Source organism: Streptomyces sp. NPDC006208 (genome assembly GCF_040613775.1).
Lineage (GTDB): Bacteria > Actinomycetota > Actinomycetes > Streptomycetales > Streptomycetaceae > Streptomyces.
Map to the genome: position 1 here is coordinate 100,057 of NZ_JBEXSW010000006.1, position 16,119 is coordinate 116,175.

At 72.1% G+C, this 16,119-nt stretch carries 11 protein-coding genes, 2 tRNA genes and 1 pseudogene; 4 read left to right on the forward strand and 10 right to left on the reverse strand.

Annotation, left to right across the window (positions count from 1 at the left end):
- Positions 1-130: 130 nt before the first annotated feature.
- Positions 131-370, forward strand: a pseudogene (locus ABZ208_RS06340) (pyridoxamine 5'-phosphate oxidase family protein); the annotation flags it as partial.
- 7 nt (positions 371-377) lie between these two features.
- On the opposite strand, the gene ABZ208_RS06345 reads toward ABZ208_RS06340, so the two are convergent.
- The 7 genes from ABZ208_RS06345 to ABZ208_RS06375 form a co-directional block, all read right to left on the reverse strand.
- Positions 378-2,516 carry a glycosyltransferase family 39 protein gene (locus ABZ208_RS06345; protein ID WP_356908411.1) on the reverse strand — a complete coding sequence of 713 codons (2,139 nt, stop codon included), beginning with the start codon at positions 2,514-2,516 and terminating at the stop codon, positions 378-380.
- On the reverse strand, positions 2,513-3,784 hold the full coding sequence (locus ABZ208_RS06350) for a bifunctional glycosyltransferase family 2/GtrA family protein (protein ID WP_356908412.1): 1,272 nt from the start codon (positions 3,782-3,784) through the stop codon (positions 2,513-2,515). The genes ABZ208_RS06345 and ABZ208_RS06350 overlap by 4 nt, the downstream gene beginning before the upstream one ends.
- A gap of 40 nt (positions 3,785-3,824) precedes the next feature.
- The gene (locus tag ABZ208_RS06355; protein ID WP_356908506.1) at positions 3,825-5,465 is read right to left on the reverse strand and encodes a HAMP domain-containing sensor histidine kinase; all 1,641 of its coding nucleotides are present in this window, start codon (positions 5,463-5,465) and stop codon (positions 3,825-3,827) included.
- Between the two features lie 19 nt (positions 5,466-5,484).
- Entirely contained in the window at positions 5,485-6,222 is a 738-nt protein-coding gene (locus ABZ208_RS06360; RefSeq protein ID WP_328398972.1) for a response regulator transcription factor, read from the reverse strand.
- A gap of 75 nt (positions 6,223-6,297) precedes the next feature.
- Positions 6,298-7,209 (reverse strand): amidohydrolase family protein, encoded by a 912-nt coding sequence (locus tag ABZ208_RS06365; RefSeq protein ID WP_356908413.1) that lies wholly within the window; start codon positions 7,207-7,209, stop codon positions 6,298-6,300.
- Positions 7,196-7,531 carry an antibiotic biosynthesis monooxygenase gene (locus tag ABZ208_RS06370; RefSeq protein ID WP_356908414.1) on the reverse strand — a complete coding sequence of 112 codons (336 nt, stop codon included), beginning with the start codon at positions 7,529-7,531 and terminating at the stop codon, positions 7,196-7,198. The genes ABZ208_RS06365 and ABZ208_RS06370 overlap by 14 nt, the downstream gene beginning before the upstream one ends.
- An 88-nt stretch (positions 7,532-7,619) precedes the next feature.
- Positions 7,620-8,486: a DUF2797 domain-containing protein gene (locus ABZ208_RS06375; protein WP_356908415.1), complete on the reverse strand. Its 867-nt coding sequence runs from the start codon at positions 8,484-8,486 to the stop codon at positions 7,620-7,622.
- 329 nt (positions 8,487-8,815) lie between these two features.
- On the opposite strand from ABZ208_RS06375, the gene ABZ208_RS06380 reads away from it, so the two are divergent.
- Positions 8,816-8,977: a toll/interleukin-1 receptor domain-containing protein gene (locus tag ABZ208_RS06380; RefSeq protein ID WP_356908416.1), complete on the forward strand. Its 162-nt coding sequence runs from the start codon at positions 8,816-8,818 to the stop codon at positions 8,975-8,977.
- 132 nt (positions 8,978-9,109) lie between these two features.
- Here the strand turns inward: ABZ208_RS06380 and ABZ208_RS06385 are convergent.
- Positions 9,110-9,182, reverse strand: a tRNA-Arg gene (locus ABZ208_RS06385).
- 185 nt (positions 9,183-9,367) lie between these two features.
- Positions 9,368-9,458: transfer RNA gene (locus tag ABZ208_RS06390), tRNA-Ser, on the reverse strand.
- Positions 9,459-9,661: 203 nt separating this feature from the next.
- On the opposite strand from ABZ208_RS06390, the gene ABZ208_RS06395 reads away from it, so the two are divergent.
- Both ABZ208_RS06395 and ABZ208_RS06400 read left to right on the forward strand, forming a co-directional pair.
- A complete protein-coding gene (locus ABZ208_RS06395) occupies positions 9,662-10,120 on the forward strand; it encodes an SSI family serine proteinase inhibitor (RefSeq protein ID WP_356908417.1) in 459 nt (152 codons plus the stop codon).
- 168 nt (positions 10,121-10,288) lie between these two features.
- The gene (locus tag ABZ208_RS06400) at positions 10,289-14,236 is read left to right on the forward strand and encodes a PAS domain-containing protein (protein ID WP_356908418.1); all 3,948 of its coding nucleotides are present in this window, start codon (positions 10,289-10,291) and stop codon (positions 14,234-14,236) included.
- 95 nt (positions 14,237-14,331) lie between these two features.
- Here the strand turns inward: ABZ208_RS06400 and ABZ208_RS06405 are convergent, their stop codons facing one another.
- On the reverse strand, positions 14,332-15,978 hold the full coding sequence (locus tag ABZ208_RS06405; RefSeq protein ID WP_356908419.1) for a long-chain fatty acid--CoA ligase: 1,647 nt from the start codon (positions 15,976-15,978) through the stop codon (positions 14,332-14,334).
- Positions 15,979-16,119: the final 141 nt, after the last annotated feature.

The window sequence follows — 16,119 nt, forward strand, 5'->3', positions numbered from 1 at the left end:
ACGCGGCCGGGCACGGGGGTGTTCCCCCAGAGGGGGCGGCAGGCAAGGGACGGCCTGCCGCCCCCGCCTTCGTGGCAGTTGGCCCGCAAGGTGCCGCACATGGCACCCCGGCGTCGCCACCGACACCGCGGTGGAGCGTGAACAGTTGCCGGAGTTCGTACTCCCCCAGAGCTCTCCGCCGACCTGCGGCGTCGACGACTCGGGACGGACGGTTGCGGCGACCTGCCCGGAGCACGCCAACACCCGTAACAGCGCGCGGGACGAGCGGGTCGGAGTGATCGTCCTGCCGGACGAGTGGGACGGCCCGTGGGTGCGGACCGACGGGACGGCCGAGGTGATCGACTCGCCCCGCTCGGTGGAGCCGCTGGTGTACAACGCTATTTCTCGTCGGTCAGGTCGTAGAGAGTCGTACCGCCCACCGTGACCTCGGTGAAGGTCTCCTCGACCCAGGAGGTGATCTCCGAGCCGCCGCCTGCGCCCGGCCCGCCGCCCATGCCGGCGATGAAGTAGTGGATCTTCCCCTCCGCCACGTACTGCTTGAACTGCGCGAGGGTCGGGGACGGATCGCTGCCGTTGAAACCGCCGATCGGCATCACCGGCTGCTCGGTGGCGAGTTGGTAGCTCGCGGCGTTCTGGGAACCGATGGCCGCGGCGACCCATGTGTAGTCCTCTGCGTTGTCCTTCAGCGCGGCCTCCGTTTCGGCGTCGACACTCGCGCCGTTGAGGAGTCCGCCCGTACCTCCGCCACGGCCGGAGCCGTCCTGGGCGCCCCGGCCCGTGCGTCCGTCCGTACCGGGCAGGGTGCCTGGTCCGCCGCCGGGCGGAAGCTGCCCTGCGCCGCCCGGCGGCCCGCCCTGCGGACCCTGTCCCTGTCCCTGCGCCGGCCCTTGCCCCTGTCCTTGTCCTTGGGCCTGCCCAGGAACCTGTCCGCCCTGACCGGGGGGCTGCATCCGCATACCGTCGCCGCCACCCGGACCGCCGCCGCCCGGCCCCCCACGACCGCCCGCCACCGCGGGCCCCGCCGTCACGATCGAGCCCGCGTGCCCTTCGCTCACCGTGGTCAGCGAGTACGCGACCGGTCCCGCGAGCGACACCGCGAGCCCGAGCCCGGCCGCCCCGAGCGCCAGGGTCCGCCCTGCGCGGCCCGCGAGCAGCAGCCCCACCGCGGCAACCAGGCCGCCGATCAGCACCACTTGGCGCAGCCACGGCAGATAGTCCGCGCTCCGGCCGAGCAGCGTGTACGACCACCAGGCCGTCACCGCGACCGTGCCGGCGAGCACCGCCGACCAGACGAGCTCGGCCCGCTCCTCCCACAGCACCGTCGCGCCCATGCCGACGAGCGCCGCGATGCAGGGCGCCAGCGCCACCGTGTAGTACTCGTGGAAGATCCCGGCCATGAAGCTGAAGATCGCGGTCGTGATCAGCAGCGAGCCGCCCCAGACCAGGAACGCCGCCCGTGCCGTGTCCGTCCGCCCGGCCCTGCGGGTGAGCACCAGACCCGCCACGAGCAGCAGCAGCGCGGCCGGCAGCAGCCAGGAGATCTGGCCGCCGATCGTGTCGTTGAACATCCGGTCGATGCCGGTCTCGCCCCAGCCACCGCCGCCGCGGCCGCCACCGCCTCCGCCGACGCTGCCGGTCTCGTTGCCGTTGATCCGGCCGAGGCCGTTGTAGCCGAAGGTCAGCTCCAGGAAGCTGTTGGTCTGCGAGCCGCCGATGTACGGACGTGAGGCCGTCGGCCACAGCTCGACGATCGCCACCCACCAGCCGGCGGAGACCACCACGGCCACTGCGGCGAGAGCGAGTTGGCCGAGCCTGCGGAGCAGGGTCGTCGGTGCGCACACCGCGTACACCAGCGCCAGCGGCGGCAGGATCAGGAACGCCTGCAGGGTCTTGGTCAGGAACGCGATCCCGACCGCGACGCCCGCCCAGACCAGCCACTTCGTCCGCGCCCCTTCGAGGGCACGGAGCACGCAGTACACGGCGACCGTCATCAGCAGCGCGAGCAGAGCGTCCGGGTTGTTGAAGCGGAACATCAGGGCCGCGACCGGGGTCAGAGCCAATGCGGCACCCGCGATCAGTCCGGCCGCCGCGCCGAAACTCCGGCGTACGGCCGCGCACAGCACGGCCACCGTCGCGACGCCCATCAGCACCTCGGGCAGCAGGATCTGCCACGAGCCGAGCCCGAAGAACCGCACGGACAGGGCCATCGGCCACAGCGCGGCCGGGGGCTTGTCGACGGTGATGGAGTTCGCGGCGTCGGACGAACCGAAGAAGAACGCCTTCCAGCTCTCGCTGCCGGCCTGTGCGGCCGCGGAGTAGAACGAGTTGGCGTACCCGGACGCGTCCAGGTTCCAGACGTACAGCAGCGTGGTCGCGAGCAGCAGGGCGAGGAAGGAGGGGCGCACCCAGCGGGCGTCCTCCGGGCGGCCGCGCAGCAGCCGTGCGGCGCGGCCGGAGCGTGCGGCGCCCGACCCTGCCGGCCCGCCGTGCGGGGGACTGGTCGTGCTCGTGGTCATCGGGTGTACCTCATGTCGTCGTGGGTGTACCGGCGTTCGGGGAAGACCCACGCCCGGAAGAGGAGGAACCGCAGCACGGTGGCGGCCAGGTTCGCGGCGATCAGGACCGCCAGTTCGGTGCCGTGGGAGGGGTTGCCCGCCGCCGCGTCGAGGGCGGCGAGCGAGCCGCTGGTCAGGGCCAGTCCGATGCCGAACACGACCAGGCCCTGCGCCTGATGGCGCATGGCCCGCTCCCGGCCGCGCACCCCGAAGGTGAGCCTCCGGTTCGCGGCGGTGTTGGCGACGGCGGAGAGCAGCAGGGCCGCCGCGTTGGCGAGCTGGGGAGCCGCCCCGGCCCGGAAGGACGAGTAGAGAGCGAGGTAGAGCAGCGTGGACAGCACGCCCACGGCGCAGAACCCGAGAAGCTGGCGGGCCAGCCCGCCCGGTACACCGGTCAGCTGCCCGTCCCGCGGGTCGTCCCCGAAGGGCCGCGCCAGCCGGTCCAGCGGCAGGGCGCCGACCGCGAGCGCCCGCCCGACCCGCCAGACGCCCTTGAGGTCCTCGGTCGCCGTGCTCACGATGTGCACGGTGGAGTCGGGGTCGTCGACCCAGTCGACCGGCACCTCGTGGATACGCAGCCCGGCCCGCTCGGCGAGCACCAGCAGTTCGGTGTCGAAGAACCACCCGGTGTCCTCGACCATGGGCAGCAGCCGCTCGGCCACGTCCCGCCGGATCGCCTTGAACCCGCACTGGGCGTCCGAGAAGCGCGCGGCGAGCGATCCGCGCAGGATCAGGTTGTAGGCGCGCGAGATGAACTCCCGCTTGGGGCCGCGGACCACACGCGAGGAGCGGGTCAGCCGGGAGCCGATCGCAAGGTCCGAGTGCCCGGAGATGAGCGGGGCGACCAGCGGGAGCAGTGCGTTGAGGTCCGTGGACAGATCCACGTCCATGTAGGCGAGCACAGGCGCGTCGGAGTGCGACCACACGGTCCGCAGCGCACGTCCGCGGCCCTTCAACTCCAGCCGGTGCATCCGCAATTCGGTCATCGATCGGGCCAGCCGGGCCGCCACCTCGGGCGTACGGTCGGTGCTCGCGTTGTCCGCGACGGTGATCCGGAAGCTGTAGGGGAACGTCCTCGTGAGGTGCTCGTGCAGCCGCAGCACACAGCGCTCGAGGTCGTTCTCCTCGTTGTGGACGGGAATCACCACGTCGAGTACGGGCCGACCGGCGGGCTCCGCGAGCAGATGCTCGCGGGCCGGCAGGGTCCCCGCATGGGTGTCGGTTCGCATGCTGACGACACTCGACGGGCGGGCTGTCACGGCTGTGTGCTCAGCCTGTGCCTTGTCTGTGAGTCGCGCGCGAGCTCAAGTCGTACGCGGGCTCCGAGTCGTACGCGGGCTCTGAGTCGTGCGCGAGCCGTGAGCCGTACGCGAGCCCGTCCGAGGGGCGCGGCACGGCCGCGAGCGCGGGACTCGCGCACGCCGCCGGCATCTCGACGCCGAAGACGGTGCGTCCCGGCACCGACCGCACGGTCACCGTGCCGCCGTGCGCCGCGACCACCGCCTGCACGATGGCGAGACCGAGCCCGGTGCTTCCGGCATGCCGCGACCGGGAGGCATCACCGCGGGCGAAGCGCTCGAAGACATGGGGAAGCAACTCGGCCGGGATTCCGGGCCCGTTGTCCTCGATCTCGAGCACGACGACGGAACCTGTCGCACCGGAGCGCCCCGCCCTGATGTCCACCCGCGCGGTGACCGTCGTCCCCGGCGGGGTGTGGACGCGGGCGTTGCCCAGAAGGTTGACCAGCACCTGATGGAGCCGGGCCGCGTCGCCCCGAACCGTCGCCGGCTCGGCCGGCAGCTCCAGGCGCCATCCGTGGTCCTGACCTGCGGCCCGCGCGTCCGCGACCGCGTCCACGACGAGCGGGGAAAGATCAGTGCTCTCGTACGAGAGCGGGCGTCCCGCGTCCAGGCGGGCCAGCAGCAGCAGATCCTCCACCAGACCCGTCATCCGATTCGCCTCCGCCTCGATCCGGCCCAGCGCGTGCCGGGTGTCCGGACCGACGGTGTCCCTCTCCCGCCCGCGCCGCGTCAGTTCGGCGTACCCGCGGATCGACGCCAGCGGCGTCCGCAGCTCATGGCTGGCGTCCGCGACGAACTGCCGTACCCGCGTCTCGCTCTCCTGCCGGGCAGCGAGCGCCGACCCGACATGCCCGAGCATGCGGTTCAGTGCCGCCCCGACCTGGCCGACCTCGGTGCGCGGATCCGCCTCCGCGCCCGGCACCCGCTCGTGCAGCGCCACCTCACCGCTGTGCAAAGGCAGTTCGGAGACCCGGCGGGCGGTGGCCGCGACCCGCCGCAGCGGGCGCAGCGCGACCCCGACGAGCGAGGCACCCGCGATGCCCGCGGCGATCAGACCCGCGCCGGTGACACTCAGCTCGACCACGACCAGCGTGCCCAGCGCCTTCTGCACATCGGCCGTCGGCACACCGACGAGATAGGCGCCGCGGACCCCGTCCTCGTACCTGATCTGGTAGTCGCCCAGCCCCGGCAGCTCCACCGTGTGCGATGTCTCGTCCCGGGGCACCTCCGCCAAGGCGGCCTTCTGTGCCTTGCTGAGCCGGGCCGCGGTCGGCCCGTACGGGTGCGGCCCCGCCTCGGTGCTGGCCACGGCGTCGGTGATCGTGCCGTCCTCGGCGAGCTGAGCACCGACCGTGCCCAGGGGCGCCCCGCCGCCCGTGACGAAATCGAGCGGCCGCTTTCCCTTCGGGAACTCCGGCGGCGGCTCCAGGACGATGTCCGGCGGCCCGGCCGCCCGCGCCGCCACCGCACGCAGCTGCACGTCCAACTGCCCGTACAGATGCGTACGGAAGGCGATCCATGTGACCGTGCCGATGACGGCGGCGACCACCGCGATCAGCGCGACCGCGGAGACCACCAGCCGGGTCCGCAGCGACCAGCGCCGCCGCACCCTCCCCCGCACAGCTGTCTCACTCACCGGGCTTGATCAGATATCCCGCGCCGCGCCGGGTGTGGATCATCGGGGACCGGCCGGCATCGATCTTCCTGCGCAGGTACGAGATGTAGAGCTCGACGACATTGGCCTGGCCGCCGAAGTCGTAGCTCCACACCCGGTCGAGGATCTGCGCCTTGCTCAGCACGCGCCGCGGATTGCGCATCAGATAGCGCAGCAGCTCGAACTCGGTGGCCGTCAGATGGATCGATTCCCCGCCCCGCGTCACGTCGTGGCTGTCCTCGTCGAGGGTGAGGTCACCCACCGTCAGCAGCGACTCGCTGCGTACGGTCGCGGCACCGGAACGCCGGATCAGCCCGCGCAGCCGCGCCACGACCTCCTCCAGCGAGAAGGGCTTGGTGACATAGTCGTCACCGCCCGCAGTCAGCCCCGCGATCCGGTCCTCGACCGCGTCCTTCGCGGTCAGAAAGAGCACGGGGACATCGGGCAGCTCGCGCCGCAGCCGCTGCAGGACGGCGAGGCCGTCCATGTCGGGCAGCATCACATCCAGCACGACGGCGTCGGGGCGGAACTCGCGGGCGGTGCGCATCGCCCCCGAACCGTCGCCGGCGCTGCGCACCTCCCACCCCTCGTACCTCAGTGCCATCGACAACAGCTCGCTGAGCGACACCTCGTCGTCCACGACGAGCACGCGGACAGGGCTACCGTCCGGCCTCAGCAGTTCGGTGCGCCCTCGGGGCGAGATCGTGGTCATACCCGCCACACTCCGGCCTCACCCTGAGGGCTTTCTTTCCCGAACCTGTGAATTCCCTGAGAAAGCCGCTCGCGCTCACGGGCCGGCGAGGAGCCGCGCGCCGTTGTCGTGGCAGACCGCCCTCAGCCAGTCGTCCCCGAGTCCGAGGCGCTCGAGCGCATGGAGCTGATGAGCGTACGGGTACGGGATGTTCGGGAAGTCCGTCCCCAGCAGGATCCGGTCCCCGAAGTCCGCGAGCCGCGCCTTCTCGCGCTCCGGCAGCGGGCTGAGGCGCTCGCTGAAGTCGGTGAACGCCATCGTCGTGTCGAGACGGACCTCCGCATGGCGCTCGGCCAGATCCAGGAACTCCGTGTACTCGGGCATCCCCATGTGCGCCACGATCAGCCGCAGCCGGGGATGGCGCGCCAGCAGCCGGCCGACCGGCTCGGGGCCGGTGTACTTGCCGGGCGCCGGGCCGGATCCACAGTGCATGACCACGGGGATCCGGGCCTCGGCGAGCAGTCCCCACGCCGCGTCGAGCAGGGGGTCACCCGGGTCGTAGGCCCCGACCTGCAGATGCGACTTGAAGATCCGCGCCCCGCCCTCGACCGCCTCCCGTACGTACCGTTCCACTCCCTCCTCCGGATAGAGCGTCGCCGTGTGCACACAGTCGGGTGTCCGCGCCGCGAAGTCCGCCGCCCAGCCGTTGAGCCAGGCGGCCATCCCCGCCTTGTGCGGGTAGAGCATCGAGGTGAAGGACCGCACCCCGAACTCCCGCAGCAGCGCGACCCGTTCGTCCTCCTCGCGCCGGTAGGCGATGGGCCACTCCATGCCGGTCAGCGGGCCGACGGCGTCGAAGTAGGCCCACACCTTGCGCAGCACGCGCTCCGGCATGAAGTGGGTGTGGACGTCGACGAGTCCCGGCAGTCCCAGCCGCTCCCAGAACGCCCGTACGTCCGAGGCCTCGCCCGCCGTGCCCGCCGCTTTCCCGGTCTCAGTCCCGCACAAAGCTGTAGCTCCGCTCGACCTTGCCCACATGCACGCTGTAGCTGTCGTACCACTGCGCCCGGCCGAGCCGCTGCGCCGCCCTGTGCTCCAGGTTCTGCTGCCAGGCCGCGATCGACTCCGCGTCGCGGAAGTACCCGACGCTGATCCCGAGCCCTCCGGGTGTCCTGGCCGACTCGTACCCGAGGAACCCGGGCACGTCCTCGACCAGCTCCCGCATCCGGACGGCGGTCTCGGCGTACCCCTCGGCGACGTCCGGACGGAGCGCGGTGAAAACGACGGTCCAATAGGGCGGTTCGATGCCCGCGACAGGTTGGATGCTCATGGCACTCACCTTCCGTCGCAGGTCACGGCGGTGTCCAGGGTGTTGACCGGAAGGGATCCGAACGGGATCCAAGTCTTTGCCTTCGCGGTCAGAACAGTCCGCCCTGGACATCCCCCGCCCGTACATCCGTCATGGGCACGCTCACGCCCGCGGTCGGCTCGGCTGCAGTCAGCGACCACCCGGTCATCAGCCGCGTATCGACCACGACGATCCCCTCACCGGCCGTACGCAGATGCAGATCGGGCCCGGCCGCCGCGACGAGCTCCCCCGCGACGACTCCGCCGTCGATCAGTTCACGCACCACGGCGCTCGCGGGCTCCAGCCCGTCGAGCCCGAACACCCCGGTGTGGTCGACCGCCTCGAAGTCCATCCGTTCGAGCGACTGGGCCCACTCGGGCAACGCGAGGGCCCGCCGGTGCAACTCGGCGACCTCGGCAGCCCGCTCCGCCGTCCCGGGCAGTGCCGTACGGGCCGCCCGCTTGGCGGCGTACGGAATACGGTCGGGCACCCCGAGCGCCGTACGCAGCAGCTCCTCGGTCCGCCGCGCCGCCATCAACGGCCCACGGCCCAGCCAGCTGAACACCACGGCCCCCTGCTCCAGCAGCCGCGCCGGGCCACGCTCCTCGGCGGTGATCCCCACCTTCAGCATCCCGGGCCCGAACCAGGCGAGATACACACGGTACGTGCGCGGGTCGTCGGCCATGGTGTCAGCGGCCACCGAATGCGCCCGGTCCAGCCGCGCGCACTCGGCACACCTCGCCTGCGTTGCCCGCCCGGACACGACGGCCCCGACGGGACAGGGATTGCCCCGCGCCCCGACACAGCGCCGCTCCCCCTCGGCCCGGAACCCCACCGCCTTCCCGGCCACCAACGGACTGACCCGCCCGCCCTCCCACACCAGCACCCCCGTCCGGGCGCCTCGCGGCCAACTGATCCCGGCACACCGCCAGGCCATGCCCACCTCCCAGAAGCCACCGGAAACACCAGAGGCCCCGTCGGTCTTCCGACGGGGCCTGGCCTGTTGTGCACTCGGCAGGACTCGAACCCGCAACCTGATCCGTAGGCGCGTGCACCCCCGGATGCAGGGCCCGCGACCGAGCGTATCCCGGGCCGTGGTGCAGCAGCCGGCAGCGCCGTCGCTGCTCGAGCCGTCGACGGGAGTCGCTGGTGAATCTGTCGGGAGTGAGGTGATGTGTGGGCGGGTGTGGGGTTGTTCGGCCTAGTGTCGGTGGTCTGGTGCTGGGGCTGCGTCGGGGGTGTGGGTTGGTCGGCGAGGGCGGTCGGGTGTTCGTCAGTCATGCGGGGGCGGACCGGGCGTGGGCGGAGTGGGTGGCCTGGCAGCTGGTGGATGCCGGCTACGAGGTGGAGCTGGACCACTGGGACTGGGGTGCGGGTGAGAACTTCGTCCTGAAGATGAACGAGGCCCTGGCCACGCGCTCGGAGTAGACGAGCCGGAGGAGGTTGACGGGGACGACGCTGAGTCGGACACCGGTGCCTGAGTTCGCTGGCGGAGATGTTGATGTCACCCGCTGATGTCAGAAGCCCCTCGGGACAATCCCGAGGGGCTTCTGATCTGTGTGCACTCGGCAGGATTCGAACCTGCAACCTTCTGATCCGTAGTCAGATGCTCTATCCGTTAAGCTACGAGTGCTTACTTCCCGGGCTTTTCTGCCCGGTCGGCGTTGCGGGAACAACATTACATGACCCGCGCCGTAGGGCGAAATCCATTAGCCATACCCAATCTGACCTGCGAAAACACCCGGATGGCCCCCTCGCGGACACCGCGTGAACGACTGAAGCCCCGGCCGTCTGGCCGGGGCTTCAGTGATCGATGCGCGGAGGCGGAGGGATTTGAACCCTCGATGGGCTTTAAGGCCCAAACCGCATTAGCAGTGCGGCGCCATAGACCGGACTAGGCGACGCCTCCAGCACACCCGCGCGGACGCGAGTGGTGCGTGCAGATGATGACACAGCCCAGTGGGCTGTCACCAATCGCTGTCCACGGTACTAGGACCGCGGGCCACAGAGCAAAGCATCTGCGGTTGCGCAACGCCGCGGCATGAGCAGCGTTAGAGATCCGGGGGCCTGCGTGGCCCCCGGCCGGACCCGTGACTCTCCCCAGGAGCCCCCATGCTGAGCCGCCTCGTACGCACCGCCGCCGTGTCCGCTGCCGTCTCTGCCGCCGCGCTGGCCGGCGCCGTGCCCGCGGGAGCCGCGGACGCTCCCGTCCCGCTGCCGCTGCCCCAGCCGGTGGAGGACCGGGACCGGCTGACCGTGACGGTCTCGGAGACGGGGAACCTCCGGACGAACGGCACGTTCCAGCTGGAGTGCGGGCCGGCGGGCGGCACCCACCCCGCGGCGGAGCCGGCGTGTGCGCGGCTCGACGAGCTGGCGGGGAAGGGGCTCGACCCCTTCGCACCGTCGCCCCAGGACCAGATGTGCACCCAGCAGTCGGGTGGGCCGGCCAGTGCGCGGATCACCGGGATCTGGCGGGGGCGTCAGGTGGACTCCTCGTTCAGCCGGACCGACGGCTGCGAAATCTCACGCTGGCAGTCACTGGAGCCCGTACTGCCGAACACCAGGTCATAGGCCAGAGGCGTACGCATGTGCACACATCCTTGGTGAGAGCTCCCCCTCATCCACCGCCACCCGCGTCCCTGCTGCCCTTAGACTCGCTCCAGTGACAGGTCGCAGCCCGAGGGGCAAGATGGGATCGGCCGTCCGCAATATGCAGTAGGTCAGGGAGGAACGGTCGTCGTGAGCAGCAGGCCATCCCGAGGCGCTGCTCGCCTCGCAGCCATACTCGACGCCCTTCCGGACGGGCTCGTCCTCGTCAATGCCAACGGCACGGTCGTCAACGCCAACACCATCGCGCTCGAACTCTTCGAGGCCCCCGGTACCGCCCTCGTCGGCCGCGGGCTGCTCGACCTGGTGCCCGCGTTCGACTCCCGGCTGATCCCCGGCTCCATGCGCCGGCCCGACGCCGCCGACCAGCACGGGCGCACCAAGCCGGCCCGGATGATCGCGCGCCGTACGGACGGCAGCGAGTTCCCGGTCGAGGTCACCAGCGCGAGCCTGGAGGACGGGCGCGAGGCCTACGACTCTCACACCGGCTACACCGGGGACGAGCTGCTGATGCTTGTCGTGCGGGACCTCTCGGGGACCGTCGACACGGAAGCGGAGCTGGCGCGTTCGCAGCGGCAGACCGAGATGATCCTTCGGGCGGCGTCCGAAGGCGTCGTGGGCACCGACACCGACGGGCGGGTCGTCCTGGTCAATCCGGCCGCCGCACAGATCCTCGGCTTCCGCGCGAGCGATCTCGGCGGGCAGGAGCTGCATCCGCTGATCCTGCACTCGCGCGCGGACGGCGAGCCGTTCCCGTACGAGGAGTCGGCGCTCGCGGACACCCTCAAGTCCGGCCGTAAGCACCGGGTGCGCGGGCAGGTCCTGTGGACGAAGGGCGGCGACAAGGTCGCCGTCGATCTGACGACCGCGCCGGTGCGGGACGGGGACCAGCTCGTCGGCGCGGTGATGACGTTCACCGACCGGCGCCCCTTCGAGGAGCAGGCGCAGCAGCACGCGGCGGAGCTGACGGAGACGACGGACCGGCTCACGGCCGAGATCGCGGAGACCTCCGAGCGGCTCACCGCGGAGCTCAAGACCAAGTCCGAGGAGTACGAGGCCGAGCTCGCCGACAAGGCCGAGCGGTACACCTCCGAACTCGAGGCGCGTGATGAGCAGTACACGCAGCTGGCCGCCCGGCATGCGCAGCTGACCGCCGTGCTCGGCGAGTCGCTGCGCGGGCCGCTGGAGGAGCTGCGCGCCGAGCTGGGCACGCTGGCCGCCGACCCGGCGGGGCAGCTGTGGCCCGAGGCCAACCAGGTCCTGCACCATCTCGCCGCCGGTTATGCCCGGATGACGACACTCGTCGACAATGTCCTCGGTTTCCAGCGGCTCGACACGGGCGCGGAGGAACTGACCAAGGCCAAGGTGCTGCTCGATGCCGTCGTCACAGCCGGCATCGACGGCGCGGTCGAGCTGATCGGTCCCGGGCGGGCCCAGTTCGCCGTGCACGCGCCCCCGATAGAGGCCGAGGTGGACGGGGTCCGGCTGGCCACGGCGCTGGCGCATCTGGTCGCGGACGTGGCCGGGGTCGACTCCACCGGCAAGGCGAGGGTCGTGCCGGGCGGCGGGTACGTGGACTCGACGATCGTGGTCGCCGCGGCGCAGCGCGGCGATGTCGTACGCATCGAGGTGCGCGGGCCGTTCGCCGGGGGAGACCCGGTGCACGAGCCGATCGTGCGCGGGATCGTACAAGCGCACGGCGGGGTGCTGCAGACGCACGAGGTGCCCGGAATGAGCGGCAGCGCGTACGTACTGGAGGTGCCGCTGGGCGACGGCGCGGGGACCGTGCCGCCCGCCCCCGCCGAGAACCTCACGCCCGCGCTCCCGGCCCAGCAGTCGTCCGAGCCGGCGCCGGTCACCTCCGGCGGCGGGCGCCGCCGTGCCAGGCGGGCCTCCACGGACGCGTTCCTGGAGAGCCCTGTGGCCATGGAGGACCCGGTGGCCGCACAGCCGACCGGGAGGCGCCGGGCGGCCCAGGTGGACAAGGACCTCATCCCGGCGCAGGACTCGGGCGGCCACGGCAGCAGCAGCGGGACCGGGCGGCGGCGCGGCAGGCCCAGCCCGGCCGAGAAGGCTCACGTGCCGGCCGCCGCGCAGCCTGCCGAGGGTGCGGTGGTGACGGCCGCGGAGGGTGCGGGCGGGCGCGCGGCGCGCGGCGAGACCGTACCGCCGCAGGGTATGCCGGTCGATGCCCACGGCCTGGCGGCCGCTCCTTCGGGGCGGCGGGCACGGCAGGCCGTGGAGGGCGGGCTGCCTGCGCTTCCTGCCGCTTCCACGGCAGGGTCCGCGCCGGTTGTCGACGCACCCTCGAGCGGGCGGCGGGCCCGGCGCGCGCTGGCGGCCGTTCCGGCCGAGGGCCCGGAAGGTACGGCCACGGGCAGGACGGCCCGGACGGAGGGCGAGGCGCGCACCGCGTTCGCGCTGCCGCCGGCCGAGGCGGACCGGGTAGCGGCCCCGGCGCAGGACACGACGGACGCATCCCTGCCGGACCGGCATGACGCCGTGGCAACCGAGCCGGGAACCCAGCACCACACTCCGCCGCAGCAGCATCCCGCACCGACGGGCCGCAGGCGCGCGCCCGGGGCGGCGCCGTCGGCCGGGCCGCTGCCCGAGCAGGGCACGGAGGCACCGGCGGCGACGCCGACGCCGTCCGGTCCGACGGCCTCCGGCCAGGCGGCGTGGGTGCCGAGCGACACCCCCGGCCGCGGCGTCGCCGCGGCCGCCCCGGACGGCGGACCGGCAGGCGGGTCGACGGGCGAGCAGCCGACGGCCGATGCTCGCGGGAATGCGGGCACTGCAGTGCCCGGCCCGACTCCCGCCGCACCCGCGCAGACCGGCGGGACCGGCTCCGTGTCCTTGCCGCTGCCCCCCGCCACACCCGCACGGCCGGCCCCCACGCGGGCGGCGCAGCCTCTGCCGGCCGAAGAACCGGCCGCCAATGACTCCACGCAAGGGCGGGCGTTCAGCGTACGCACGCTCGGCCAAGGGGTGCCGTTCGCCCAGCAGATCGCCCAGCAGCAGAACCAGCCCTCGCCGCAGACACTCGGCGCCGGCCGCCGTCGCAAGCTGGCGACGCCGCCCGACACCGGGCGGGCCGATCACACCGTCCACCCGCATCCGCAACCCCAGGCCGCCCCGGTCCCGGCTCCCGTGCCGCCCGCGGCTCCGGTGCCGGTCCCCGATCCGGGACCGGCGGCACCGGGTGGTCAGCGGCTGACCCCGGACCGTTCGCAGGGGCGTGCGTACGCGATCGGCGCACCGGACGAGGGCGCCGAGGGACCCGAGCCGCTGGACGGCCCGGGCGGTGCGGTCGAGGTGTCCAACCAGCCCCAGGCACGCCCCGTCGACGACGAACTGCCCCCGGAGCCGCTGGACAACCCGCGCCGGCTGCTGGTGTGGCCGGCTCCCGACATCTCCACGCAGCAGGCGCTCAGCGACCGCGGCTACCGCCCGGTCGTGGTGCACTCGCGCGAGGAGGTCGACGCGCAGATCGCCGCGTTCCCCGCGGCGCTCTTCGTCGACCCGCTGACCGGCCCGATCACCCGGACGGCGCTGCAGTCGCTGCGGCAGGCGGCGGTGGCCGCCGAGGTGCCGGTACTGGTGACCGCGGGACTCGGGCAGGCGACACGGGAGGCCGCGTACGGCGCCGACCCGGCGGTCCTGCTCAAGGCACTGGCCCCGCGCGACAGCGAGCAGCACCCGTCGCGGGTACTGCTGATCGAGGAGCACGAGGAGATCGCGCTGGCGCTGGCCGCGACGCTGGAGCGGCGCGGGATGCAGGTGGCCCGGGCGAGCGCGGATGCCGACGCGGTCACGCTGGCCGGCCAGATGCGGCCGAACCTGGTGGTGATGGATCTGATGCAGGTGCGCCGCCGGCGCGCCGGGATCGTCGACTGGCTGCGTGCGAACGGCCAGTTGAACCGCACCCCGCTGGTCGTCTACACCTCGGCCGGGCTGGACCCGCAGGAACTGCCGCGGCTGTCGTCGGGGGAGACGGTGCTCTTCCTCGCGGAACGGTCCACGAGCGACGAGGTCCAGGCCCGCATCGTCGATCTTCTCGCGAAGATCGGCACCAACTGAGGGCGCCGGGCAGAGGCGTTCCACGGACGCGCGAAAGGGCCGGCGGTCGTGACCGCCGGCCCCTCGCGTCCGGGCACCAGGGCCCGGTGTGACCGTTAGAGCTGGGTGACGTCCAGCTCACCGTCCGCGTACTGCCTGCGGATCACCTTCTTGTCGAACTTGCCCACGCTCGTCTTCGGCACCGCGGGAATCAATGCCCACCGCTCCGGCACCTGCCACTTGGCGACCCTCTCGACGAGGAACGCCCTGAGCGACTCGTAGTCCGCGGTCGAACCGTCCTTCAGTACGACCGTGGCCAGCGGACGCTCGCCCCACTTCTCGTCCGGGACGGCGACGACGGCGGCCTCGGCGACCTCGGGGTGCGCCATGAGGGCGTTCTCGAGGTCGACGCTGGAGATCCACTCACCGCCGGACTTGATGACGTCCTTGGCCCGGTCGGTCAGCGTCAGGAAGCCGTCGGGGCTGATCACACCGACGTCGCCGGTCTTGAGCCAGCCGTCCGCGCTGAACTTGTCCTCGGGCCGGAAGTCGTCGCCGCCGGCGCCCCCGTAGTACGCACCCGCGATCCAGGCGCCGCGCACCTCCAGCTCACCCGCGGACTCGCCGTCCCACGGCAGGGTCTCGCCGCCGGGGCCGATCAGCCGGCCCTCGACGCCCGCCGGGAAGCGGCCCTGCGTGATGCGGTACGGCCACTCCTCCTCGGCACTCAGACCCGCCGGCGGGTGGGACATCGTGCCGAGCGGGGAGGTCTCGGTCATGCCCCAGGCGTGGCACAGCCGCACACCGAGCTTGTCGTACGCCTCCATCAGGGAGGGCGGGCAGGCGGCGCCGCCGATGGTGACCTGCGTCATGGAGGACAGGTCGCGGGGGTTGGCGGTCACCTCGGCGAGCAGTCCCTGCCAGATGGTGGGGACGGCCGCGGCGTGCGAGGGCCGCTCCCGCTCGATCATCTCCGCGATGGGCGCGGGCTGCAGGAAGCGGTCGGGCATCAGCATGTTGATGCCGGTCATGAACGTGGCGTGCGGCAGGCCCCAGGCGTTCACATGGAACTGGGGGACCACCACGAGCGTGGTGTCCGCGTCCGTCAGACCCATCGATTCGGCCATGTTGACCTGCATGGAGTGCAGGTAGATGGAGCGGTGGGAGTAGACGACGCCCTTGGGGTCGCCGGTGGTGCCGGAGGTGTAACACATGGCCGCCGCGGTGCGTTCGTCCAGCTCCGGCCAGTCGAAGGTGGTCGGGCGGCCGGCGATCAGCTCCTCGTACTCATGCACCCGCGCCTCGGTGTCGGCGAGCAGCGAACGGTCGCCGGGGCCGGAGACCACGATGTGCTTGATCGTCGGCAGGTGCGGCAGGAGCGGGGCGAGCAGCGGCAGCAGGGAGCCGTTGACGATCACGGCGCGGTCGGCGGCGTGGTTGGCGATCCATACGAGCTGCTCGGCGGGGAGGCGGAGGTTGAGCGTGTGGAGCACGGCGCCCATCGAGGGGATCGCGAAGTACGCCTCGACGTGCTCCGCGTTGTTCCACATGAGGGTGGCGACGCGCTGGTCCGCGTCGATGCCCAGCTCGTCGCGCAGGGCGTTCGCCAGCTGGGTGGCCCGTCGGCCGACCTCGGCGAAGCTGCGACGCTGCGGCTCGGGCTCCCCTGTCCAGGTGGTGATCTGTGACTTCCCGTGGATCGTCATCCCATGCTGAAGGATGCGGGTCACAGTCAGCGGTACGTCCTGCATGGTGCTCAGCACGGCGTCCTCCCGGTGGGCGCTAGCGCTACGTGGCAGTAAGGGTGGGAAGATTCTGCTCACGTACCGCGCGGTATGTCACTACCCGGAGGTAATCCAATCCCGGCGCACCACCGCACACATCACGACACACAACCGCACTTG